Origin of the sequence: Flavobacterium endophyticum, from assembly GCF_003634455.1 — a bacterium.
Lineage (GTDB): Bacteria > Bacteroidota > Bacteroidia > Flavobacteriales > Flavobacteriaceae > Flavobacterium > Flavobacterium endophyticum.
Genome location: NZ_RBLC01000001.1, coordinates 745,026 through 767,470, shown reverse-complemented (window position 1 = coordinate 767,470; position 22,445 = coordinate 745,026). Strand labels below are relative to the sequence as shown.

The 22,445-nt window shown below is 39.3% G+C and carries 24 protein-coding genes; 11 read left to right on the top strand and 13 right to left on the bottom strand.

The annotated features are described in order from the left end of the window. Nucleotides 1-10: 10 nt before the first annotated feature. The 3 genes from CLV94_RS03715 to CLV94_RS03705 form a co-directional block, all read right to left on the bottom strand. Complete coding sequence (locus CLV94_RS03715) at nt 11-427, bottom strand: VOC family protein (protein WP_121375094.1); 417 nt, start codon at nt 425-427, stop codon at nt 11-13. Nucleotides 428-451: 24 nt separating this feature from the next. Then, nucleotides 452-874, bottom strand: a complete 423-nt coding sequence (locus CLV94_RS03710; RefSeq protein WP_121375093.1) for an SRPBCC family protein — start codon at nt 872-874, stop codon at nt 452-454. A gap of 117 nt (nt 875-991) precedes the next feature. Continuing rightward, nucleotides 992-1,351 (bottom strand): hypothetical protein, encoded by a 360-nt coding sequence (locus CLV94_RS03705; protein ID WP_121375092.1) that lies wholly within the window; start codon nt 1,349-1,351, stop codon nt 992-994. Nucleotides 1,352-1,617: 266 nt separating this feature from the next. Here CLV94_RS03705 and CLV94_RS03700 point away from each other — a divergent pair, with 266 nt between their 5' ends. From CLV94_RS03700 to CLV94_RS03680, 5 genes are all read left to right on the top strand, one after another. Then, nucleotides 1,618-1,845, top strand: coding sequence for a microviridin/marinostatin family tricyclic proteinase inhibitor (locus tag CLV94_RS03700; protein ID WP_121375091.1), 228 nt, complete (start codon nt 1,618-1,620; stop codon nt 1,843-1,845). A 113-nt stretch (nt 1,846-1,958) separates the two neighbouring features. Further along, nucleotides 1,959-2,933, top strand: coding sequence for an MvdC/MvdD family ATP grasp protein (locus CLV94_RS03695; RefSeq protein WP_121375090.1), 975 nt, complete (start codon nt 1,959-1,961; stop codon nt 2,931-2,933). Between the two features lie 48 nt (nt 2,934-2,981). After that, complete coding sequence (locus tag CLV94_RS03690; protein WP_121375089.1) at nt 2,982-3,986, top strand: MvdC/MvdD family ATP grasp protein; 1,005 nt, start codon at nt 2,982-2,984, stop codon at nt 3,984-3,986. 105 nt (nt 3,987-4,091) lie between these two features. Then, complete coding sequence (locus tag CLV94_RS03685) at nt 4,092-5,042, top strand: GSCFA domain-containing protein (RefSeq protein ID WP_121375088.1); 951 nt, start codon at nt 4,092-4,094, stop codon at nt 5,040-5,042. 75 nt (nt 5,043-5,117) lie between these two features. After that, entirely contained in the window at nt 5,118-5,729 is a 612-nt protein-coding gene (locus tag CLV94_RS03680; protein WP_121375087.1) for a DUF4230 domain-containing protein, read from the top strand. A 32-nt stretch (nt 5,730-5,761) separates the two neighbouring features. Here CLV94_RS03680 and CLV94_RS03675 read toward each other — a convergent pair whose 3' ends face one another. The 5 genes from CLV94_RS03675 to CLV94_RS03660 form a co-directional block, all read right to left on the bottom strand. Continuing rightward, the gene (locus tag CLV94_RS03675; protein WP_121375086.1) at nt 5,762-7,519 is read right to left on the bottom strand and encodes an aromatic amino acid hydroxylase; all 1,758 of its coding nucleotides are present in this window, start codon (nt 7,517-7,519) and stop codon (nt 5,762-5,764) included. A gap of 150 nt (nt 7,520-7,669) precedes the next feature. Beyond that, nucleotides 7,670-8,206, bottom strand: coding sequence for a DUF4136 domain-containing protein (locus tag CLV94_RS03670; RefSeq protein ID WP_121375085.1), 537 nt, complete (start codon nt 8,204-8,206; stop codon nt 7,670-7,672). Between the two features lie 36 nt (nt 8,207-8,242). After that, nucleotides 8,243-8,410, bottom strand: coding sequence for a hypothetical protein (locus CLV94_RS16995; protein WP_170148736.1), 168 nt, complete (start codon nt 8,408-8,410; stop codon nt 8,243-8,245). Nucleotides 8,411-8,428: 18 nt separating this feature from the next. Beyond that, the gene (locus CLV94_RS03665; protein ID WP_121375084.1) at nt 8,429-10,411 is read right to left on the bottom strand and encodes a urocanate hydratase; all 1,983 of its coding nucleotides are present in this window, start codon (nt 10,409-10,411) and stop codon (nt 8,429-8,431) included. Between the two features lie 94 nt (nt 10,412-10,505). Next, entirely contained in the window at nt 10,506-10,685 is a 180-nt protein-coding gene (locus CLV94_RS03660; RefSeq protein WP_121375083.1) for a DUF5522 domain-containing protein, read from the bottom strand. A gap of 28 nt (nt 10,686-10,713) precedes the next feature. Here CLV94_RS03660 and CLV94_RS03655 point away from each other — a divergent pair, with 28 nt between their 5' ends. Genes CLV94_RS03655 through hemL form a run of 4 tightly spaced genes read left to right on the top strand, consistent with a single transcriptional unit; the run spans nt 10,714 to nt 14,180 of the window. Continuing rightward, a complete protein-coding gene (locus tag CLV94_RS03655) occupies nt 10,714-11,055 on the top strand; it encodes a hypothetical protein (RefSeq protein ID WP_121375082.1) in 342 nt (113 codons plus the stop codon). A 13-nt stretch (nt 11,056-11,068) separates the two neighbouring features. Further along, nucleotides 11,069-11,971, top strand: coding sequence for a 1-aminocyclopropane-1-carboxylate deaminase/D-cysteine desulfhydrase (locus CLV94_RS03650; protein WP_245982436.1), 903 nt, complete (start codon nt 11,069-11,071; stop codon nt 11,969-11,971). Continuing rightward, the gene (locus CLV94_RS03645; protein WP_121375081.1) at nt 11,964-12,845 is read left to right on the top strand and encodes a glucosaminidase domain-containing protein; all 882 of its coding nucleotides are present in this window, start codon (nt 11,964-11,966) and stop codon (nt 12,843-12,845) included. Before CLV94_RS03650 ends, CLV94_RS03645 begins: the two co-directional genes overlap by 8 nt. Before the next feature lie 48 nt (nt 12,846-12,893). After that, nucleotides 12,894-14,180: a glutamate-1-semialdehyde 2,1-aminomutase gene (hemL, locus tag CLV94_RS03640; RefSeq protein WP_121375080.1), complete on the top strand. Its 1,287-nt coding sequence runs from the start codon at nt 12,894-12,896 to the stop codon at nt 14,178-14,180. A gap of 55 nt (nt 14,181-14,235) precedes the next feature. Here the strand turns inward: hemL and CLV94_RS03635 are convergent, their stop codons facing one another. The 4 genes from CLV94_RS03635 to lysS all read right to left on the bottom strand — a co-directional run bounded on the left by CLV94_RS03635 (nt 14,236) and on the right by lysS (nt 17,548). Further along, the gene (locus CLV94_RS03635) at nt 14,236-14,553 is read right to left on the bottom strand and encodes a hypothetical protein (RefSeq protein ID WP_147406566.1); all 318 of its coding nucleotides are present in this window, start codon (nt 14,551-14,553) and stop codon (nt 14,236-14,238) included. A gap of 79 nt (nt 14,554-14,632) precedes the next feature. Beyond that, entirely contained in the window at nt 14,633-15,055 is a 423-nt protein-coding gene (locus CLV94_RS03630; protein WP_147406564.1) for a hypothetical protein, read from the bottom strand. Nucleotides 15,056-15,208: 153 nt separating this feature from the next. Further along, nucleotides 15,209-15,535 (bottom strand): hypothetical protein, encoded by a 327-nt coding sequence (locus tag CLV94_RS03625; protein WP_121375077.1) that lies wholly within the window; start codon nt 15,533-15,535, stop codon nt 15,209-15,211. 309 nt (nt 15,536-15,844) lie between these two features. Continuing rightward, the gene (gene lysS / locus CLV94_RS03620; RefSeq protein ID WP_121375076.1) at nt 15,845-17,548 is read right to left on the bottom strand and encodes a lysine--tRNA ligase; all 1,704 of its coding nucleotides are present in this window, start codon (nt 17,546-17,548) and stop codon (nt 15,845-15,847) included. A 233-nt stretch (nt 17,549-17,781) separates the two neighbouring features. On the opposite strand from lysS, the gene lipB reads away from it, so the two are divergent. Next, nucleotides 17,782-18,501: a lipoyl(octanoyl) transferase LipB gene (gene lipB / locus CLV94_RS03615; protein WP_121375075.1), complete on the top strand. Its 720-nt coding sequence runs from the start codon at nt 17,782-17,784 to the stop codon at nt 18,499-18,501. On the opposite strand, the gene CLV94_RS03610 is transcribed toward lipB, so the two are convergent. Continuing rightward, nucleotides 18,498-19,106 carry a ribonuclease HII gene (locus CLV94_RS03610; protein WP_121375074.1) on the bottom strand — a complete coding sequence of 203 codons (609 nt, stop codon included), beginning with the start codon at nt 19,104-19,106 and terminating at the stop codon, nt 18,498-18,500. The two genes, lipB and CLV94_RS03610, sit on opposite strands and share 4 nt — an antisense overlap. A 194-nt stretch (nt 19,107-19,300) precedes the next feature. Here CLV94_RS03610 and CLV94_RS03605 point away from each other — a divergent pair, with 194 nt between their 5' ends. Beyond that, nucleotides 19,301-22,441 carry a SusC/RagA family TonB-linked outer membrane protein gene (locus tag CLV94_RS03605; protein WP_121375073.1) on the top strand — a complete coding sequence of 1,047 codons (3,141 nt, stop codon included), beginning with the start codon at nt 19,301-19,303 and terminating at the stop codon, nt 22,439-22,441. Nucleotides 22,442-22,445: the final 4 nt, after the last annotated feature.

The following is a 22,445-nucleotide window of genomic DNA, read 5'->3' as shown; positions in this document are numbered from 1 at the left end:
GGTAATAGGTTTATTGTTTTGGCATTTTGCTAAAATCCATATAGAGTACGTTCCAGCGGTGGCCGTCGAGGTCGCTGAAACCGCAGCCGTACATCCAGCCGTCTTTCTCGCCTGGGTTTGCGTATAATTTTGCTCCGGCTGCTACTGCTTTATTTGCGACTTCGTCTACTTCGGCAGGAGACTGTGCATCGATAGAAAAGAGGGCTTCGGTGCCTTTTGTTGTGTCTGCAATTTCAGTATTGCTAAAGCTCTTAAAAAGGTCTTCAGGAAAGAAGTTAACGACTACGTTCTTGTCTCCTAAAAAAAAGGAGGCCATAGTAGGATTTTCACTAAACTGCGCGTTCTCTGTAAAGCCAATTGCTTTGAAAAATGCTCTTGACTTGCTTATCTCTTTTACGGGAAGATTGACCCAAAATTCTTTTGCCATGTCTTTATTTTTTGATTAGTAAGGTTATAATGTTTCTGTATATTTTTTGAAATTGTCCATGATAGCTTGCCAGCCTGCTTTTTGAAATTCGACAGGATGCGTGTTTTCTGGATCGAAAGTCTCGGTTACGGTTACGCTGTCTCCGAGGTCTTCAAAGGAAATGCTTACGAAACGGCCGTCTCCTAGCTTGTATTCGATTTTTTTGTGGTTTTCTACATTGGTGTACACTCCTACAAAATCGAAGCTCATACTGCCGTCTTTTGCGGCCATCTTGGTTCTGAACTTTCCGCCGGTTCTTAAATCATTTTCGGCTTCTGGCGCATGCCAGTCGTCTGAGGCAAAGCTCCAGTTTACGGAATGTTCTGGTGCCGTAAAGCTTTGCCATACTTTTTGAATCGGTGCTTTTACGGTTGCAGCTACTGTAATAGGTTGTTTTGGATTTTCCATTGCTTACTTTTTTTAATGATTGATTTTGTTTTTGTTATGACAAATGTAGCTGCAATTAAGTAAACCGAAAGGTTGCATATTAGACAATGTTGGGGGCAAAATAGGACAGGGGGGGATTTAGGAGGGAAGATTTTTGATTTTGGAAGTTTCGGAAGGCGGAAAATAGGCTTCGGAAAGCGACAAAGTAATTTCCGTAAGGGTAAAACTAGTTTCGGAAGGCGGAAAATGAGCTTCGGAAAGCGACAAAGTAATTTCCGTAAGGGTAAAACTAGTTTCGGAAGGCGGAAAATAAGCTTCGGAAAGCGACAAAGTAATTTCCGTAAGGGTAAAACTAGTTTCGAAAGGCGAAAAATAGGCTTCGGAATACGACAAAGCAATTTCCGTAAGTTGAAAACTAGTTTCGGAAGGCGTAAAATGAGCTTTGGAAAGTGGCAAAGGAATTTCGGATGGAGGATAGTTGATTTCGGAAAGCGGCAAATTAGTTTGGAAAGGGAGCAAAAAGGTTTCCTCAAGAGGAAAAATAATTTCCGTAGGTTGTAATTATTTTTTACAACAGAAGAATTTTATGGGAGTTGACTAAATAAAGGGATTGTGGGCTATTTCTTACTTGTGTGCTACTAACTAATTGTCAATAAATATGTTAAATTTTTAATTTACCTGTATTCAGGTAGTTTTTGTAGTGTAATTTTTTTTATCTTAGGACTGAAAAATAAACATATTATTAATCCCAAATTAGTATTACTATGGAAAATGAAAAAAAATTAAAGAAGCCTTTCTTTGCTAATTTCTTGGAAAGCCAAGTGCCTGAGAAGGAGCTAGAAAAAATTAACGGTGGTACTGACGCCGTAACTTTAAAATTTCCATCTGATGGTGAAGATGGTCCAGGCCAAATCATCACTAGCAGAATCAAAGATCTTTATCAGACGATGAAGTATCCATCGGATAATGATGAGGATGGAGTTAAGTCTTAAAATGCATTGATAGCAACAGTGTTCTTGATAAGGAATGCTGTTGCTTCTTTTTTTAAGCTCCGGGATTTGAATGTCTTGGGCTTTTTTTTTATTTAATAATTCCAGATTTTTTGATGATACTTTGTCTTACACACAGCAATGATCACTATACGATAGATATAGTAATGAAAAGGCTGAAAGAGTTAGGGAAAGAGGCGTATAGAATGAATACAGACCTTTTTTCTTCTAAATTATCTTTTGACTATTCGCTTGACACTGCCAAAAGCAATGTCCATATACAAATAGGGGAGCAAAGTATTGCCGTTGCCGATATTGAAGCGGTTTGGTATCGCAAATTATGGACGGCAGAGATTCCTGAAGAGCTTGACGATGATTTTAAAGAGATTTATTTCCAAGAGTATTTTACGATGCGGAATATCTTTTTTGAGTCTTTGAAAGAAGTGCCTTGGTTTAATCCGATGGCGCGCGATCATGAAGTCAGCAACAATAAATTCGAACAATTGTCGGTAGCGGCTCGTAATGGTATTGAGGTGCCCAAAAGTCTTTTTACGAACGACCAGAAAAAGGTGAAGGCTTTTTTTTATGAAGAATGCAACAGCCAGATGATCGGCAAGCTGCATGGTGCTTTGTCCCGCAGCATGTTGGGCGATACGCCTTTTTTTCCTACTACGCTGATTAAAGAATCTAATTTGGATGATCTTGCTACCTTGATTTATTGTCCGATGATTTTTCAGGAGATGATTCCTAAAGCATACGAGCTTCGGATTGTGTATGTGGATGGTGCGTTTTTTGCCGGAAAAATCAACGCGGGCCAATCGGAACGGGGCAAGACGGACTGGCGCATTGCGACTGATATTTATTTGGGATGGGAACCGTATGTATTGCCTGATGGGATTGCGGCTTCGCTCACGAAAATGATGCGCGAGCTGGGTCTCTTTTTTGGGGCTATCGACATGATCCGTCATCAGGATGGGCGTTATGTTTTTTTAGAAGTGAATCCTCAAGGCGAGTGGGGCATGCTGCAAAGGGATCTTGGGTATCCTATTGGCGAGACTATCGCTGAAAAATTAGTTTCAAAATTGTCCTGATAAGAAATAGGGCTTATATTTATTTAAATTTTTCCCCTGAATCAAATTATGAAGAAAATATTAATCATTACACATAGCAACGATAACGAATCTATAGCGACTGTTTCTGAACAGCTAAAAAAATACAATGCAAGGGGAATACGTTTTAATGTAGACCAATATCCGCTGTATTACGGCTTGTCAAGCTGTTATGAAGACGGCCAATGGAAGGTCTATCTTGATTATAACGGAGAAAGGGAATCGCTGCATGATATTGCAGCAGTATGGTACAGAAGGAGCCATAATTTGGGCAGCGGCCTCGGCAGCGTGCTTGAAGGAGAATATTTGGCTTCTGTGCACGGAGAGGTGAGGGCTACGCTTTTTGGCATGCTGGAAAGCATGAATTGTTTTCAGATTGGCAAATTCAGCCAATACCGAAGGCTGGACAGCAAAGAGGAGCAGATGAAAATTGCTTCTTTTTTGGGATTGAAAATTCCGGAAACGTGCATTACAAATAATCCAGAAGAGGCGAAAAGGTTTGTTCGCTCGCATCCTAAGGGCGCGATTACGAAAATGCAAAGTTCTTTTGCTATCGATAAGGAAGGAGTAGAACATGTGGTTTTTACGAATGTTATCACGGAAGATAATCTGGATTCGATAGATAGCTTGCAGTATTGCCCGATGCAGTTTCAGGAGAAGCTCGAGAAACAGAAGGAATTGCGCATTACGATTGTAGGTGACGCTGTTTTTTCGTTTGTCGTGGATTCTCAAAAACTGGAGAATGCCAAAGTAGACTGGCGCAGGGAAGGTGTAGAACTGCTAGATCAATGGGAGCCTTATGAGCTGCCGGAATCGGTACAGGAAAAATTATTAAAGATGATGGATATCTATCAGATCAATTACGGAGCGGTAGATATTATCGTTACTCCGGAGAATGAGCATTATTTTCTGGAAATCAATTCGGCTGGAGAGTTCTTCTGGCTGGATCGCTTGATTGATGGAGCCATATCAGACCAGATAGCTAAAGTGCTGGCAGGAGAAGCGCCTCGACGTTATGTGCCGGTATTGCAATAGGCTTCTGCATCAGAATCATTATAATCCCTAGCTTTAGTAGCTGGGGATTTTTTTTAGTCATTACATTTTTCAACTTCGTATCTTTGAGTTAAAATTTTTCAACCCATGCATTTCACTACTCCAATTCCGATATTAAAAAGCAATCATCCGATAGATTATCATTCTAAGATGGTTTCTTTGGGTTCATGTTTTGCGGTGAATATGGCTGAAAAGCTAGATTATTTTAAATTCCAGAATGCAGTTAATCCGTTTGGCATCTTGTTTCATCCTCTAGCGTTGAATAAGATGATCCAGAAGGCTGTCTTGCAGGAGCAGTTTACCGAAAGTGCTGTTTTCTTCCACAACGAAAGATGGCATTGTTTTGACGTTCATTCTGATTTGAGTCGGGCTTCTAAAGACGAATTTCTAGAACTGCTCAATTCGAACGTGAAGCTTCTTCATGAGGCTATAGTGGGCTGTTCGCATTTAATAATTACGCTCGGGACTTCTTGGGTATACCGCAGGGTCGAAAACGGACAATTGGTTGCCAATTGCCACAAAGTGCCTCAAAAGGAGTTTAAAAAGATACTTCTTTCAGTAGAAGAGATTACGCAGGGACTTGAGGAAATGATCAAATCTGTTTCTTCTATCAATCCGGAGGTAAAAATAATCTTTACGATTTCTCCGGTCCGCCATATCAAGGATGGTTTTGTGGAAAACCAGTGGAGCAAAGCAAATTTGATTTCGGCTGTCCATCAAGTCAGAACGCAGCAACCTGAAATCGCATATTATTTCCCGAGTTATGAAATCATGATGGACGAGCTTCGCGATTATCGTTTTTATGCGGAGGACATGATTCATCCGAGCGCGACTGCTATTGATTATATTTGGAAGCGATTTGCGGAAACGTGGGTAGCAGAATCGGCTTTTTCAATGATGCAGGAAGTGGAAAGGATTCAGAGGGGATTGGCGCATCGTTCTTTTCATCCCGATTCTGAACAGCACCGGAAGTTTCTGGAAGGTTTGCAGAACAGCATACAGGCGGTGCAATATCAGTTTCCTTTTATTCGGTTTTAACTTCTTTTTTGGGACGATATGTTTGTTTCTTTTTAGCTTCTTGATTTTATTTTTCTAACTTTATAAAAAAAAGCGATGCGAAGAATCCTCATTTTTGTGGGAATTGTGGTAGTTATTATTTTGGCTTTTCGCTTTTGCGAATTCAAGAAAGGGGATAGCGCTACGATAGAATATGATACGAATCTGATTCAGGAACGTATCGTAAATGTTGGCAAATTGGTCGTGACAGAAGGGCATTTTGCCGAAGTGCTGACGTATAAAGATCAGGACAAGTATTTGATGGACTTGATTTCTTTTGAGAAAAAGGCGTTGGTTATCGTTAATGCTGAAGTTACGGTGGCGTACGACCTGCGCCAGATGAAATATGATATTGATGAGAAGGATAAGACGATTACGATTACGTATATTCCAAAGGAAGAGATCAAGATTAATCCGGATATCAAGTTTTATGATGTGAATCAGAGCCGAATGAATCCGTTTACGGGCGATGATTATAATAAAATCAGCAAATCGGTGAAGGCTAATCTGGCGAAAAAGATTGAAAAATCGACTTTAAAAACGAATGCTCAAAATCGCTTGATTAGCGAGCTTTCGAAGATTCTGATTACGACCAATTCAATGGGCTGGACCTTGCGATATGACGGAAAGACTATAAATGAAGAATCGATTGACAAAGTGTTGCTTTAGCCAATCGATTCTTGTTCTTTTGTTATTTCTTTTTAAACGCTTTCGTTTTCAAAAATCAGTTCGAGTCCTCCTGAAATCAGGTGTGCTACTTCTGGACGGTTTTGTTTTTGTTTTTCCAGATAGATGATGACTTTCTGCAAGAAATCGGTCTGGTGATTTTTGTCTAAAAGTTCAGCAATTTCAACAGCTAAAAGCCAGTCTTTGGGGTGGTTTTCTTTTAGGGTTTCAAATGTTTTCTCGATAGTCATGAAGGAGGTTTTTCCTTCGCGTATGTTTCGAATGTTCAGGTAGAGGCTTTCGAGTTCTTCTCTTTCTGTACTTTTTTTAGCTTTTATGGTATGGCTTGAAGGCACATGGCTGATGAGGTCAAAACTTCTGACATCGGCCGGGCCGGAAAAAGCAGAAATTACTTTTTTGCCTACTGCCATGTCATAGATGCCCCATTCTGGCTGGAACAATACGGTATCATTGTGGGTTACTGTACAGTTTTTAAAGCTGATCAGGATGATTTTTCCTTGAATGTTTCGGGTTCCGGTAATAATTTCTCCTGTAACGGTAATATCGCCTTGGAATTCTAACGAAACGCGCTCGCCTTCGTAAATGCCGTAAGCCTGCAGGTCTCTAGGACTCATGTCTTCTATCGCCAGGTTGATTCCTTTCAGTTTTCCTATAGGACTGCCGAAACCTTCAGTATGATACGATGTCGAATGGCCTACTAATTCTTTTTCTCTGTAAGATAGCGCAGTTTTTCCCGTAGTTTGTACATAGACAGGCTTGCCGTCGCTTTCGATTACATTCGTAAAAACACCAGAAATCTGAATTCCCGTGCTCAATTCGATCGTGCCCAATGCTTTTGACTGGATGAGTTTTTGGACGCCTGAAAGACCTCCGGTTCGGAGTGCCATTTTATTGGCAAATTCTTCCAAGACCAAACTTAATTGTGCAAAATCAGGGGTGACGAATAGTTGCGGCTGCGGTTTCGTAATGTCGAAACTTTGGTAAGCTGCATTGATATCGTAAGGTATTTTCTTTACGTTATCGGTCATGCACCAAGCACTTTCTCCGATAGAAGAAAGCAATCCGGCACCGTAGATTTTAGGATTGTCAATATCGCCAATCAGGCCATATTCCACAGTCCACCAATGCAAGTTTCGGATAAGAGCCATTTCGGATAATTCGCCCATGTCATTTTGCAGGTCGTCTACTTTTTTCTCGATAGCGTCGATTTCATTTTGAGGTGTTCCTTCGGCTTCTTTCAAGATAGAAAGGAGACGAATGGCTTCATACATTTCATAATCTCTAGAAGAGGAAATCGCCTTGCAGCCGATTTCACCAAAACGTCTTAAATATTCAGCATATTCCGGATTGGCAATAATAGGGGCGTGGCCGGCTCCTTCGTGGATAATGTCTGGAGCGGGAGTATATTCGATGTGTTCTAACTGTCGGATGTCTGAAGCGATTACCAAGACATTATAGGCTTGGAACTCCATAAAAGCATTCGGGGGAATAAATCCGTCGACTGCAACGGCAGCCCATCCTATTTCTTTTAGGATGCGGTTCATTCCGTACATGTTAGGGATATTTTCAATCTCTAGGCCTGTTTTTTTCAGTCCGTCGAGATACGAATGGTGTGCTACTTTTGAAAGGTAATCTACATTTTTGCGCATCACATAGCGCCAAACCGCTTGGTTTATAGGCGTATAGTCTGCATAATCCTGTGGTTTAATAAATTGCTTTAAATGTTCAGGAAGTCTATCAATCAAAGGGTTGCTTTCAAATGCTGCATTCATATTTTCAAACGTTGTAGTTTTGGTAAAATTACAAATCTTTAGCAGAAATAAGTCTTAAAAAAACATAAAAAATGCTTCTCGGTCTTGTTATCGGCATAAAAAAACCGCAACAGGATTGCGGTCTTGATTTGGTTTTGTGTTATTTCTAGCTTATTTTTTTTCAGGCGGGTATTTTGCCAAGATTTTTTTGACGAATTCTTGGATACGCTCGTCTTTTTTGTTCATGTTCTGTGTCAGCACGCCGACACCTTCACCTTGCCAGATGAGTTCTTTTTTTCTAGCATCGATCAAATCGATGTATAGTGTTCCTTCTGTAGAAGTTGAAACAGTAGTGCTTCGTCCGCCCCACATCCAAGGGCTCCATCCCCATCCCCAACCGTAACCCCATCCGGCGTTAAATTGGTTGATATCGACTTGTTCGCGCGATTTGGTAAAAATGTTTACCAATAGATCTGGACTTTCGCTTTTTGTAAAGCCTTTTGCGGTCAATTCTGCATCAATAGCATTTAGGATTCTTCTTTTGTCCAGATCAGAAATTTCTACTTTATCGACTCCGGATTTGAAAAAGGCAAATGATTTGTATTTTGTAAAATCGACGTTTTTGTCAAAATCAGTAGCAACTCTAACAGAGGAGCAGGAGGCGACAGCAAATAGAAAAAGCAGGGGTAATAATTTAATAGTTTTCATAGCAGTTTATTTTAATACCTAGTGTTGATGAATGTGTTATTTGTTCTTTTTCTTTTCTTGAAAGCTTCTTATGGCGGCAACAATACTTAGGATTGCGGCAGCCGATAAGACTACAATTTTTAATCGTATATTTTCAAAAAGCAGACCTAGAATAAAAAATCCGAGGCTCATAAACATTAATGAAATACTATTCAGCTTCTTCATAATTGCTTGATGAAAATATTAAAAGTCTAAAAGCGCATCATCAACTTTATTAGGGATGGTAACTTTTAATAAAGGTTGCGCTTCCATGGCTCTTTTTATAGCAAATATAGCTCCGTCGTTTCTGGCCCAGCTTCTTCTGGAAATACCATTGTTTACATCCCAGAAAAGCATTGATTCCAAGCGTCTTGAAGCTTCTTTAGAGCCATCAAGAACCATACCAAAACCACCGTTTATAACCTCGCCCCAGCCCACGCCGCCGCCATTGTGAATCGAAACCCAGGTAGCGCCTCTAAAGCTGTCGCCAATAACATTATGGATGGCCATGTCTGCCGTGAATTTAGAGCCGTCATAGATGTTTGAGGTTTCTCGGTAAGGAGAATCCGTGCCAGAAACATCATGGTGGTCACGGCCTAAAACGACGTATCCAATTTCGCCTCTGGCAATGGCTTGGTTGAAGGCTTCTGCAATCTTGGTTCTTCCTTCAGCATCGGCATAGAGAATTCTTGCTTGTGAGCCTACGACTAGTTTGTTTTCTTGTGCGCCTTTAATCCATTGGATGTTGTCTTGCATCTGTTGCTGGATTTCGATCGGCGCTGTTTTCGACATTTCTTCTAGGACTTTTGAGGCAATTTCGTCTGTCTTAGCTAAGTCTTCGGGTTTTCCGGAAGCACAAACCCAACGGAAAGGGCCGAATCCGTAGTCAAAACACATAGGTCCCATGATATCTTGTACGTAGCTCGGGTATTTGAAATCGATATTATTTTCGGCCATCACGTCTGCTCCGGCACGGGAAGCTTCTAATAAAAAGGCATTTCCGTAATCGAAGAAATAAGTTCCTTTTGCGGTGTGTTTGTTAATAGCTGCTGCGTGACGGCGCAATGTTTTCTGTACTTCGGTCTTGAATTTTTCAGGATCGTTGGCCATCAATTCGTTAGATTCTTCAAAAGAGTAGCCCATCGGATAATAGCCTCCGGCCCAAGGATTGTGTAATGATGTTTGGTCGGAACCTAAATCGATATGCAGGTTTTCTTGGTCAAAGCGCTCCCAAACATCTACTATGTTTCCTAAATAAGCAATAGAAACGATTTCTTTGTTTTCTAATGCTTTTTTGACTCTTGGAACAAGTTCTTTTATATTTTCGATAATTTCGTTGATCCAACCTTGCGAATGGCGTATGTGGGTGATTTTAGGATTGACTTCGGCGCAAACGGTAACGCATCCGGCAATGTTTCCGGCTTTTGGCTGTGCTCCAGACATTCCTCCTAATCCAGAAGTGACAAATAAGCTGCCGCTTGGGGATTTTTTTATTTTTCGAAATCCGTTTAGGACGGTAATCGTGGTTCCGTGGACAATTCCTTGCGGTCCGATGTACATATAGCTGCCTGCTGTCATTTGTCCGTATTGTGAAACGCCTAGGGCATTGAATTTTTCCCAATCGTCAGGCTTAGAATAGTTTGGAATGACCATTCCGTTGGTAACGACAACTCTTGGTGCTTCTTTGTGCGAAGGGAATAATCCCATAGGGTGTCCGGAATACATGACCAACGTTTGTTCTTCAGTCATTTCCGAAAGGTATTTCATGGTCAGCAGGTATTGTGCCCAGTTTTGAAAAACAGCACCGTTTCCACCATAGGTAATCAATTCGTGCGGATGCTGTGCTACGGCATAATCCAAGTTGTTTTGGATCATCAGCATGATGGCTTTTGCTTGTTCTGATTTTCCAGGATATTCTGAAATCGGACGGGCATACATCTTATACTCCGGACGAAGGCGGTACATGTAGATTCTGCCGTACGTATCCAATTCTTCTAAAAACTCTTTTGCCAAAACCGCATGGTCTTTAGCGTCAAAATAACGCAAGGCATTACGGACGGCTAGTTTTTTTTCTTCGGCAGAAAGAATTTCTTTTCGCTTTGGAGCATGGTTGATAGTGGTTTCGTAAGGTTTCGGCTGTGGCAAAACGGAAGGAATTCCTTGCTGTATTTGTTCTTGGAAAGTCATTTTTTTGTAGTTGCTAGGTTTTTTAGTTGCTGATTTTCAAAGGTTTTATTTTTGAAGGCTCAGCAAATTTAGTTTTATATAATTAAATTAAACGTCAAGGTTTTTTGTTTGTGCCCGTCTTTTTGTCGAAGCCATACGGACAATGGCGGCAGCCGCTTTTGCAGCAGTAGCCGCGTTTTAGGTGAAATTTTTCAGTAAAGCACTTGTAACCTTCGGGTGTATAATAAAAATCTTCGCCTTCTTTTAATTTATTTTCATTATTTTGCTCATTCATAAATACAAATTTATAAACTTTATAATGAATGTTTCTAATCGTTTCCAAATATTTAATTCCTAAAGGATATCGAGGCCTGACGGTGTTTCCTTTTGTGATTCTCAAAAATCTTTTTGACAAGGAAAATAAAGTATTGGTAAATCATGAAAGTATCCACATCCGCCAGCAGTTGGAACTCTTGATTGTTCCGTTTTTTGTGTGGTATTTTTTGGAGTACTTGGTCAGGTTGATGCAGTATAAAAACAAAAATGAAGCTTACAGGAATATCAGTTTTGAAAGAGAAGCGTATGGCAACGAAAGAAATTTAGAGTATCTGCCGTCGCGAAAATTCTGGAGTTCCTTTAAATATCTAAAAGCAAAACCGATTTAAGCAAATAACAATTTTGAAAATCCCAACACACTATCTGCCCATAACAAAAAATGGAATTTCGGTCGCAATTCGCCGAGAAGACCTTATTCATCCTTTTGTTTCGGGAAATAAATTCAGGAAGCTAAAATACAATCTGCTAAAAGCAAAAGAAGAAGGTCATGCTGCTTTATTGACTTTCGGCGGTGCTTTTTCGAATCATATCGCTGCTGTTGCTTTTGCAGGAAAGGAGAATGGTTTTAAAACGATAGGAATTATCCGAGGAGACGAATTAAGGGATAAGATTGTGGAAAATCCGACCTTAAAATTTGCCCAGGAAAACGGTATGGAATTTGAGTTTGTTTCGCGAACGCAGTATTCGGACAAGGAAAATCCTGAATTCATCGAAAAATTGAGACATAAGTTTGGCGATTTTTATCTGATTCCAGAAGGAGGCACAAATGCGTTAGCAGTAAAAGGTTGTGAAGAAATAGTGACAGAGGAAGATTCGCAATTTGACTATATCTGCTGCGCTGTTGGAACAGGAGGGACGATTTCGGGAATTAGTAATTCGGCCTTGCCGCACCAAAAGGTTTTAGGTTTTCCAGCGTTAAAAGGGGATTTCCTAAAAGAAGAAATTCGTAAATTTGCCACAAATGAAAATTGGGAGCTGGTTACGGAATATCATTTCGGCGGTTACGGAAAGGTGAATGCAGAACTGATCGATTTTATAAATAATTTCAATCAAAATAATAATATTCCGCTAGACCCCGTTTATACTAGTAAACTGACCTTCGGAATTTTGGATAAGATTGAGAAAGATTATTTTCCGGCGAATTCAAAAATCTTAATTATCCATACAGGCGGATTGCAAGGAATCGAGGGGATGAACAAGGTATTAGAGAAGAAACAATTACCCAAAATAAAAATCAATGTTTAAAAAAATCTTATTTCTATTGGCAATCGTAACACTGGCAAGCTGCGGTTCTTCAAAGTCAAAAGTAGCAACGACTAAAAAAACGGCTTATAAGCCGAAAAGGGAAGTGGTTACTAGGAAATCTCACACTGGAAAGCCAGTGGCAACTACAAAATCGAGTTCTGCTTCTAACAATCGCTCTACTGAAGTCATCGAATCTACTTCACGAACAGTCGTTTATAGCGAAGTGATAAACAATTATGTTTCCCAATACAAGGAAATCGCAAAAAGCAACATGAGACAGTACGGAATTCCTGCGAGTATTATTTTAGCGCAAGGTATCTTGGAATCGGGTGCTGGCTCAGGAACCTTAAGCAAAACGGCAAACAACCACTTTGGAATTAAATGCCATACGGGCTGGACAGGAGAAAGCGTGCGTCATGATGATGATTCGGACCAAGAATGTTTCAGGAAATACAATGACCCAGCAGAATCCTATAAAGACCATGCTGAATTTTTGACTGGACGTAGCCGTTACGCAAGTCTTTTCAAATTAGAGAAAGGCGATTATGAAGCGTGGGCAAAAGGACTGAAAGCAGCAGGATATGCCACCGATCCAAAATATCCAGACAAACTAATCAGCTATATCGAGCGCTATAACCTGCACCAATACGATTCTGAAGTTTTGGGTACCACGTTTACGCCGATCCAAAAAAGCCAGCCGATAGCTTCAAACACAACAATTCCGAATAATTCAGAAGGTTTTTATGAAGTAACCAAGGGAGATACTTTGTATTCGATTTCTAAAAAATTCAACACTACGGTCGATGATCTGAAAAGATTGAACAATCTTTCGGATAATGCTATTTCGATCGGACAATTCATAAAAGTAAAATAATTCAACTCGGAGTTTTTAAATCCTTTCCGAGTTCTTTCATAGAAAAATATGCTATACCAAAGAAGCAGCCAGCTTTTTGCTGAAGCTGAAAAAGTAATTCCTGGCGGAGTCAATTCTCCAGTCCGTGCGTTTAAAGCCGTTGGCGGTACGCCGATTTTTGTCAAATCTGCTAAAGGGGCGTATCTGTTCGACGAAGACGGAAACAAGCTCATCGATTACATCAACTCTTGGGGACCGATGATTTTGGGCCATGCTTTTGATCCGGTTGTGAATGCCGTAATCGAAAGGGCCAAGCTCGGGACTTCTTTCGGGATGCCGACAGCTTTAGAAACAGAAATTGCAGAATTGGCCGTTTCGATGGTGCCTAATATCGACAAGATTCGTTTTGTAAATTCAGGGACAGAAGCTTGCATGAGTGCGATCCGCTTGGCAAGAGGCTATACCAAAAGAGATAAGATTATCAAATTTGCAGGCTGCTATCACGGACATTCGGATTCGTTTTTGATACAAGCTGGAAGCGGAGCAATTACTTTCGGAGCGCCGAACAGTCCAGGCGTGACCCAAGGCACGGCAAAAGATACGTTGTTAGCGAAATACAATGATCTTGAGAATGTAGCCGAATTGTTTGCGGCTAATCCAAATGAAATTGCGGCTATCATCATAGAGCCAGTAGCTGGAAACATGGGCTGTATTCCTCCTCAAAAAGGGTTTTTGCAGGCTTTACGAGAACTTTGCGATAAAAACGGCACATTGCTTATCTTTGATGAAGTAATGACCGGATTTCGCTTGGCAAAAGGAGGAGCGCAAGAATTGTTTGGTGTTAAAGCAGATATCGTAACTTTTGGAAAGGTAATTGGCGGCGGACTCCCGGTTGGAGCTTTTGCGGCAAGAAACGAAATCATGAATTATCTGGCGCCGCTTGGGCCTGTGTATCAAGCAGGAACATTATCTGGGAATCCTCTGGCGATGGCGGCAGGTCTGGAAATGTTGAAAGCTTTACACACAGATGCTGGAGTTTTCCAGCGTTTGGAAGAAAAGACGGCTTATCTTGAAAAAGGAATACGAGAAAAATTGACGGCAAATAACATCAAGTTTACCATCAATAGGGTAGGCTCGATGATTTCGGTTCATTTTGACGAAAGCCCAGTAACCGATTTGCAATCGGCTTCAAAAGGCGATAATGAATATTTCAAGAAATTCTTCCACGGATTGCTGCAAGAAGGTATTTATATTGCTCCTTCTGCTTATGAAACGTGGTTCATAACCGATGCTTTGACTTACGAAGACTTAGATTTTACTATAAAGGCTGTAGATAAAGTAACAAAACAGTTCTAAAATAAAAAGGCTTTCCGATCGGAAAGCCTTTTTTCTATTACATGCTCAATTGTTATTATTGAGTCAATTGTTTTAATAATGCAGGATTACTGTCGATTTTAGCCATCTGGTCGGCATTTAAAGTACCTCTCAATTTAGCATCGATCGATTTGTAAATGACTTTTTTCTTGTCATCTGAAAGCCCTGGTTTTGACAGCGCTTCATGCTTCTTTTTGAAAAGCTCCAAGAATGTGGCTTTATTCTGCTCGCTCAGCGTTACCGCCTCGGATAAGGAAGCAACATCTTTTTTTGCTTGTTCGGCTGGATTTGCTTGTGCAAAAGAAGCAATCGTGAAGGCAAAAAATACAGATAGAATAGCAATAAATTTTTTCATAATAAATGAATTTGTTTTGATATAGTATATCAAATTTGAAGCCAATTTAAGATAATTTCAAAAAAGAGTCAACTTTTGCTTACTTTTTTTCAGCTCTTTTTTTTCTGTCTTGCAGTTTTTCTTTGGCTTTTTCGCGTCTTTCCGTCTTCATGGCTTCCCATTTTTTAGTCTGTTCTGGAGTTAAAATGGCTTTGATTTTTGCGTCTGTGGCTTCCATTTCCGCCTTTCTTTCAGAACGTTTCGCTTCCATTACTTTTTCTCTTTCGGCTCTTTTAGCTTCTCTTTTTGCAGATTGTTCAGAAAGTACTGCTGCCATCTGCTTTTGTTGTGATTCGCTTAGGTTTAAATCGGTAGTCAGCTTTTTTAAGTGTTTTTCATTACGCTGTTCTGGAGTCAATTTTTCCATTCTAGCTTTTTCTGCTCTTTTGCCTTCTGCTGGCTTTTCTTGTGCAAACGACGTCATTCCGATCATCAATACTGCAAGTGCAAACATTTTTTTCATAATTTTTCCTTTTATTAATTTTTAGTTTGATGGTAAGACCTTGATAAAAATAAAAGGTTTAATGAGAAGGTGTTTTTTCTGATTTATTTAAGATTTTCAGAAAAAAAGGAGCTAAAAAAAGCCCGCTTATAAGCGGGCTTTTGGTTTTATATATTATTGAACTAATTTTTTGTAAAGTTCTCTGTTTGCTTTTAGTTTTTTAAGCTGCTCTGGCGACAATAGTTCTGCTAGTTTTGCCTCTGTTTCTGTAGAAATTTGTGCTTTTTGCTCTGCAGTAAGATCTGTCTGCGTTAAGAATTTATGTTTCGCATAAAACGCTTCTTTGATTTCTCTTTCTGATGCTTTTGATATTGGAACTACCTTGTTTAAGGCTGCAAGATCTGCCGCTGCTGCCGTATCAGGATTTTTTTGTCCTTCCTGAGCTACTGCGCTGATTGAGAATGCTAAGAAAAGAGCAAGAATAGCGAATATTTTTTTCATAATTGTTGATTTGAATAGGTTTAAGAAACCAAATCTAAATCATTTAAAAATAAAATCAAAGAAATATAATGGTAAAATTATGACTTGTAAATTTTTTTAACAGGATTGCTCTCTTTGAGTAGGATGAGTTTCGAAAGTTTATGCTAAAATAGCATTATATGGTGTGGGTTGAAGCTTTTTATTTGGATTGAAGACTTTCTTGATTTGGTTAAGGGTTTTAGTGTGCATTAAAGATTTTGCTGTTTGGCAATTGATTATACTAAAAAAGACCGTTCATTAAAACGGTCCTTTTGGTTAGCGTCAGGAAAATTATCCTATATGTTCTACTATTTTGTCCTCGCCGTTTACGGCTACTTTTACCAAGGCATGTTTGGACAAAGATTTCATGGCAGCGTCCCATTTTTTACCGCTTAAGTCTGCTTTGACTTTTAATAAGTTCAAAGGCATGACATTTTCATTGGCTTTCAAGATTTCAATGATTCCTTTTTCTTCAGCAGATAATTCTACCTCTACTGCTTTTTTCTCAGGACGCATTTGAGGGAAGAATAAGACTTCTTGAATCGAAGCGTTATTGGTCAAGAACATAATTAAGCGATCCATGCCGATTCCCAAGCCTGATGTAGGAGGCATTCCGTATTCTAAAGCTCGAAGGAAATCATTGTCGATGAATTGGGTCGCTTCGTCATCGCCTCTTTCCGACAATTTCAACTGTGCTTCAAAACGTTCTCTTTGGTCGATCGGGTCGTTTAGCTCGGAATACGCATTTGCTACTTCTTTTCCGCAGACCATCAATTCAAAACGCTCTGTAAGATCTGGGTTGTCGCGGTGTTCTTTGCAAAGCGGACTCATTTCTTTTGGATAATCGGTAATGAAAGTCGGCTGGATAAAGTTTCCTTCGCATTTTTCTCCGAAAATTTCGTCGATCAGCTTTCCTTTACCCATAGTTTCATCTACAGCAATTCCCATAGATTTTGCAGCTTCGAATATTTCTTTTTCGGATTTTCCGGAAATATCAAAACCAGTATATTTTATGATGGCGTCGGTCATTGTAACTCTTGCGTAAGGCGCCTTGAAGCTTACGTGGTGCTCTCCAAAGGTAGCATCGGCAGTTCCGTTTACGGCAATAGCGCAATGTTCCAAAAGATTTTCAGTAAACTCCATCATCCAGTTGTAGTCTTTATAGGCTACATAGATTTCCATAGCGGTGAATTCAGGATTATGCGTCCTGTCCATTCCTTCATTTCTGAAGTTTTTGGAGAATTCGTATACGCCGTCAAAACCACCTACGATCAATCTTTTCAGATACAATTCGTTGGCAATTCTCATGTATAAAGGAATATCCAAAGAGTTATGGTGTGTGATAAACGGCCTAGCGGCAGCACCTCCAGGGATAGATTGCAATACAGGAGTTTCGACTTCCATGTATCCGGCCGTATTGAAGAAGTTGCGCATCGCATTGAACAATTTTGTTCTTTTTACGAAAACTTCTTTTACCTGCGGATTCACGACTAGGTCTACATAACGCTGGCGGTAACGCAATTCTGGATCCGTAAAACCATCGTGCAGGTTGCCTTCAGCATCTGTTTTTGGTAAAGGCAACGGACGAAGGGTTTTGCTCAATAGGGTGAAATTCGTAGCGCGGATTGATTTTTCGCCTACCTGCGTAGTGAACAATTCACCTTCAACTCCAATGAAATCGCCTAAGTCTACCAATTTTTTGAATACCTCGTTGTATAAGGTCTTGTCTTCACCAGGGCAAAGCTCATCACGATTGATGTAAATCTGTACGCGTCCTTCGCTGTCTTGCAAGGAAGCAAAAGAAGCTTTTCCTTGAATACGGGTACTCATCACGCGGCCTGCAACAATCACTTTCTTTCCTTCTTCAAAAGCGTCCTTGACCTGTTTCGAAGTGTGGTCCACTGGAAACAAATTAGCCGGATATGGGTTGATGCCGAGTTCTCTCAACTTGCCCAATTTTTCTCTTCTGATGATTTCTTGTTCTGAAAGTTGCATATCGTATTAATTTTAAGCGTGCAAAGATAGTTAAAAGTTGGAAAGTCAGAAAATCAAAAAGTTGAAAAGATAAAATAAAAAGGCCGTCACGTTTAAGCGACAGCCTTTATGATTTTGGATTGAGCAAGGGTTAGTTTGCTATTTTTTTGATATGCATTTTAAAGAGAAAACTAGCTTTTATAAATCATGGCATTTTAGTTTGTAACTTTGTATCCTTAAAAGGTTAAATTGAAATGAACAAAAAAATTCAACTTCTAGACTTAGGTCAGAAAGATTATAAAGAAACTTGGGAATATCAAGAAGATTTGTTCAAGGACATACTGGATCTAAAAATCAGGAACAGAAGAGAAGAGTTGGAACTGGAAACTCCAAATTATTTTCTTTTTGTAGAACATCCGCATGTGTATACATTAGGAAAGAGTGGCGATTTGAGCAATCTGCTGTTGAGCGAAAAGCAGCTGGAAGACAAAGGAGCTACTTTTTATAAAATCAACCGGGGTGGCGATATTACCTATCATGGGCCTGGGCAGATCGTGGGCTATCCTATATTGGATTTAGAAAATTTTTTCACAGACATCCATAAATACCTGCGCTTTTTAGAAGAAGTGTTTATTCGTGTTCTTGCCGATTATGGCTTGACAGGAACTAGGAGTGAAGGCGAGACAGGAGTCTGGTTGGGTGTCGGGACACCATTTGCTAGAAAAATATGTGCTTTGGGCGTTCGTGCTTCCCGCTGGGTTACGATGCATGGGTTTGCCTTGAATGTAAATTCTGATCTTGGCTATTTTGATAATATTATTCCGTGCGGAATAAGAGGAAAGGCGGTAACTTCTTTAAATGTCGAACTTGGTATTGAAGAAGTAGATGTGGCCGAAGTGAAAGAAAAGATCAAGAAGCATTTTACCGAGCTTTTCGAATCACAGTTTGTGGCTTTCCAAAAAGAAACGGTCTAAAATTCTTGAAAATCGATTTCTAATTGTTCTGGCAACAGTCGGAACGACATCCTATGGTATTTTGTGGTGCCATAGTTCCGTATGGCTTCGCGATGTTCTTTTGTCGGGTAGCCTTTGTTTTGTTTCCAATTATACATTGGAAATTCTTCATGAATTTGATTCATGTATTCGTCCCTATATGTTTTTGCTAAAACAGAAGCGGCGGCAATGCTTAAGTACTTGCTGTCACCTTTGATGATACAGCTGTGTGGGATGTTTTCTATAGGTTTGAAGCGATTTCCGTCTACTATTATATAATTAGGTGTAGGGCTTAATTTTTTTATGCAGCATTGCATGGCATGTATCGAAGCGTTCAAGATGTTAATTTCGTCAATAATTGTAGGCTCAATATGCGTTACCGAGAAGCAAAGCGCGTTTTCTTCTATTATAGGTCTTAAAAGGTCTCTATTTTTTTCTGAAAGCTGTTTGGAATCATTCAGTAATTCATTGATAAAGTTTTCCGGAAGTATTAGGGCAGCGGCAGTCACAGGGCCTGCAAGGCATCCTCGGCCGGCTTCGTCGGTGCCACATTCAAATGTTGAATTGGAATAACTAGTAAGTAACATATCTGCGTTTTAGCAAAACTATAAAAAATAACGCAACCTTTTGATTTTTGTGTATCTAATAGGTAGATTATGTGCAAAAATCTGAAGTAATGGTCTTTTTTAACATTCGTAAAAATATTATTCCGGAGTAATATTTGTTTATTTAAGAAATTATTAAGAAGTTTGCAGGATAACTAACTCAAATAAATTTAAATATGAGATCGAAGTTCAAATGGATTTTTGCGCTTTTACTAGCGTTTTCAATGCAGTTTTCGTTCGCACAGGAGAAAACTATTTCTGGTACAATTACCGATAGCCAAGGCCTACCATTGCCTGGCGTTGCAGTTGTAGTTAAAGGGACAACTCGTGGAACACAAACTGATTTTGATGGTAAGTATTCCATCGCTGCAAGTCAGGGAGAGGTTTTGGTGTTTACGTATGTAGGTCATAAAACTTCTACAGTAACTGTTGGAGCTTCTAGCTCAGTAAATGTGGCTTTGCAAGAAGAAGCGACTTCTTTGGAAACTGTGGTTGTGGATAGCTATAGAACTACAAGTAAGAAAAGATCAGCGAATGCTGTTGCTACAATTACTTCAGAGACTATGGAAGGAAGACCTAACGTTTCATTTTTGCAAACACTTCAGTCTCAGGTTGCAGGTTTGAACATTGCAACATCATCTGGTTCGCCAGGTTCTGCAAAAATCGACGTAATCTTGAGAGGACTTTCTTCTGTAAATGGTAACACAGAGCCTTTGTTCATTATTGACGGAGTTGCTGCTAACCAAAACGTATTCAGAAGTTTCAACTCTGAGGATATCGAGCGTATTGACGTTCTTAAAGATGCCGGTGCAACTTCTATTTATGGTAATAGAGGAGCAAACGGGGTTATTGTTGTAAAAACTAAGAGAGGTTCTTATAATTCAAAATTGAAAGTAAGATACACTGCTACAACAGGTTTTACAAATTTGCAAGATCACGATTATAAGCTTACAAACGCTCAACAGCTTCTTACATTGGAGAACATAGTGGGTGCTGGTATGGGTGCAACGTTAACTCCAGAGCAAGTTGCGGGCTGGAATTCTCCATTAACTCCTGAATTGTCAGTAGGATTGACTGAAAACCAAATTAAATATTGGGGTACAAATACAGATTGGCAAAAGGTTTTCTTTAGAACTGGAATCTCAAAAAATCATAACCTTAGCTTTACTCAAGGTAGTGAGAACATGACAAACTTTACGTCATTGAGCTATTTCGATCAAGATGGTATTGTTCCAAATACAGGTTTCAAAAGATTTACTTTCAGAACTAACTTTACAGGTAAGTCTGCAGATGGTAAATTTACATATGGTACTAATTTAACTGCTGCTTACTCTAAAAGGGTTCAGTTAGAGCAAGAAACAAGAACTGACATTAATGCGAATACACTTCAGAATCCATTACAAGGTCTTTTAGCTTCTCAGCCATATTTAAACCCAGCGCAGTATGTAAATGGTCAACAATTGTTTGATGAATTTGGAGCGCCAAGTTTCGAAATCAATCCTTTCATGTTGATGGATTATTTAAATCCTGAAAATATCCCAAGCTCATTCGAAGAGACTAAAATTTTAGCTAATGCTACAGCTACATATAATTTTACTGATGCGTTAAGCTTCACTACTACAATGGGTATTGATTATGTACTAAACCAAAGACTTTTTGCAAGAGCGCCACAATCTTATTTGGCAATCGTTGCAACACCAGCAGGTGCACAGTTTGGTGGTATTGAGCAACAACAAACAGATAGAGATTTCTCTTTCAATCTTGTTAACAAGTTGAGCTATAACAAAACTTTCAACGATAAACATACTGTTGAAGTATCTGTGTTTAATGAGTATATTAAAGCTCACAGAAGAGCTGAAAACTGGACACAACAAGGTCTTGATCCAAGAACTTGGTCTTTAGGAGCAGGTACTGGTTTTGTTCCTTTCAACCCAGCAACACCTACATTATATAATAGAATTATTGGTGGTTTGAAAAGAGATGCTGGATTGTTCTCTTACTTTGCTACTGCAAGTTATGATTATGATTCTAAATATGGTGTTGAGGCAACTGTTCGTAGAGATGCTTCTTACAAATTTATCCAAGACAATACTTGGGGTACTTTCTGGTCTGTTTCTGCAAGATGGAACATCGATCAAGAAGCTTTCATGGAAAACTCAATCTTTGATGTTTTAAAATTAAGAGCATCTTACGGTACTACAGGTAACCAAAACGTATTGGCAGCGGCTTATGGAGCTAACCCTCTATACTTGGCTAACAACAACGTAAGAGATTTGAACTCTTCTCAAGCAGGTTATAACAACGCAGCTTCACTTGGTGTAGCAACTATTGCAAACGTTGACCTTCAATGGGAAACTACTAAACAAGCTAACGTGGGTATTGATTTCACAATGTGGAAACGTTTATCTGGTTCGTTAGATGTGTATAGAAAAAAGACTATAGACTTATTTGATGACAACTACGTATCAGCTGTTAACCAGCTTTATACTATCGCTGCTAATACTCAATCTAGTATTATTAACAGTGGTGTGGAGTTGTTATTGAGATATGATGTTTTCAAAGAAGGTGACTTTAAATTAGATTTATTCGTAAACGGTTCTTATAACAAAAACGAATGGGCTGATTTAGTATATCCAAACCCAGCAAATGATTTTATCCAAGTAGCTGACAATTTTGTTCAACAAAATGGTAGCCAAATCAATACTTATTTTGTTGTTCCTTACGTAGGAGTTAATCCTGATAATGGTAACTTATTGTTCTTAGATAGAAACAATAATCTTACAGAAACTCCAACAAACGAAGATAGAAGAAATTCTGGAAAATCAATGATCCCAAAATACCAAGGTGGATTTGGTTTCAATACATCTTACAAAGGATTCTTTGTTAACGCAAACTTCTCTTTCGTAGCTGATATTTACAGATTTGATTTTGACCTTTTGAACTTGTCTAATCCAGCTAGTGGAATCGGAACAGGTCCTGTAGTTTCTGAGCTTTTAAATGCTTGGACGCCAACAAACACTGGTTCTAATGTTCCTTCATTAACAGCTACAAATATTAATGCTGCTGAGACTTTCTCTGACAGATACTTAGTTGATGCTGATTATATCAGAATGAGAAACTTATCTTTTGGATATGAGTTCCCTGCTAAATTGCTTGATAAGACATTATTCTCAGGAGTAAAATTCTATACTCAGTTAGAAAACTATTTGACTTGGTCTAAATGGAGAGGATTTGATGTTGAAGGATTAAACTCTAGCAACCAAGGAGGATATCCATCTCCTAAAGTTATTTCTTTCGGTGTAGACTTACAATTTTAAAAAA

Coding starts and splice junctions, on each gene's coding strand:
- CLV94_RS03715 (WP_121375094.1), bottom strand. CDS start 427: ATGGCAAAAGAATTTTGGGTCAATCTTCCCGTAAAAGAGATAAGCAAG.
- CLV94_RS03710 (WP_121375093.1), bottom strand. CDS start 874: ATGGAAAATCCAAAACAACCTATTACAGTAGCTGCAACCGTAAAAGCA.
- hemL (WP_121375080.1), top strand. CDS start 12,894: ATGCTATACCAAAGAAGCAGCCAGCTTTTTGCTGAAGCTGAAAAAGTA.
- CLV94_RS16995 (WP_170148736.1), bottom strand. CDS start 8,410: ATGAAGAAGCTGAATAGTATTTCATTAATGTTTATGAGCCTCGGATTT.
- CLV94_RS03665 (WP_121375084.1), bottom strand. CDS start 10,411: ATGACTTTCCAAGAACAAATACAGCAAGGAATTCCTTCCGTTTTGCCA.
- CLV94_RS03675 (WP_121375086.1), bottom strand. CDS start 7,519: ATGAATGCAGCATTTGAAAGCAACCCTTTGATTGATAGACTTCCTGAA.
- CLV94_RS03635 (WP_147406566.1), bottom strand. CDS start 14,553: ATGAAAAAATTTATTGCTATTCTATCTGTATTTTTTGCCTTCACGATT.
- CLV94_RS03605 (WP_121375073.1), top strand. CDS start 19,301: ATGAGATCGAAGTTCAAATGGATTTTTGCGCTTTTACTAGCGTTTTCA.
- CLV94_RS03630 (WP_147406564.1), bottom strand. CDS start 15,055: ATGAAAAAAATGTTTGCACTTGCAGTATTGATGATCGGAATGACGTCG.
- CLV94_RS03660 (WP_121375083.1), bottom strand. CDS start 10,685: ATGAATGAGCAAAATAATGAAAATAAATTAAAAGAAGGCGAAGATTTT.
- lysS (WP_121375076.1), bottom strand. CDS start 17,548: ATGCAACTTTCAGAACAAGAAATCATCAGAAGAGAAAAATTGGGCAAG.
- CLV94_RS03700 (WP_121375091.1), top strand. CDS start 1,618: ATGGAAAATGAAAAAAAATTAAAGAAGCCTTTCTTTGCTAATTTCTTG.
- CLV94_RS03695 (WP_121375090.1), top strand. CDS start 1,959: ATGATACTTTGTCTTACACACAGCAATGATCACTATACGATAGATATA.
- CLV94_RS03645 (WP_121375081.1), top strand. CDS start 11,964: ATGTTTAAAAAAATCTTATTTCTATTGGCAATCGTAACACTGGCAAGC.
- CLV94_RS03625 (WP_121375077.1), bottom strand. CDS start 15,535: ATGAAAAAAATATTCGCTATTCTTGCTCTTTTCTTAGCATTCTCAATC.
- CLV94_RS03670 (WP_121375085.1), bottom strand. CDS start 8,206: ATGAAAACTATTAAATTATTACCCCTGCTTTTTCTATTTGCTGTCGCC.
- lipB (WP_121375075.1), top strand. CDS start 17,782: ATGAACAAAAAAATTCAACTTCTAGACTTAGGTCAGAAAGATTATAAA.
- CLV94_RS03610 (WP_121375074.1), bottom strand. CDS start 19,106: ATGTTACTTACTAGTTATTCCAATTCAACATTTGAATGTGGCACCGAC.
- CLV94_RS03655 (WP_121375082.1), top strand. CDS start 10,714: ATGTTTCTAATCGTTTCCAAATATTTAATTCCTAAAGGATATCGAGGC.
- CLV94_RS03685 (WP_121375088.1), top strand. CDS start 4,092: ATGCATTTCACTACTCCAATTCCGATATTAAAAAGCAATCATCCGATA.
- CLV94_RS03690 (WP_121375089.1), top strand. CDS start 2,982: ATGAAGAAAATATTAATCATTACACATAGCAACGATAACGAATCTATA.
- CLV94_RS03680 (WP_121375087.1), top strand. CDS start 5,118: ATGCGAAGAATCCTCATTTTTGTGGGAATTGTGGTAGTTATTATTTTG.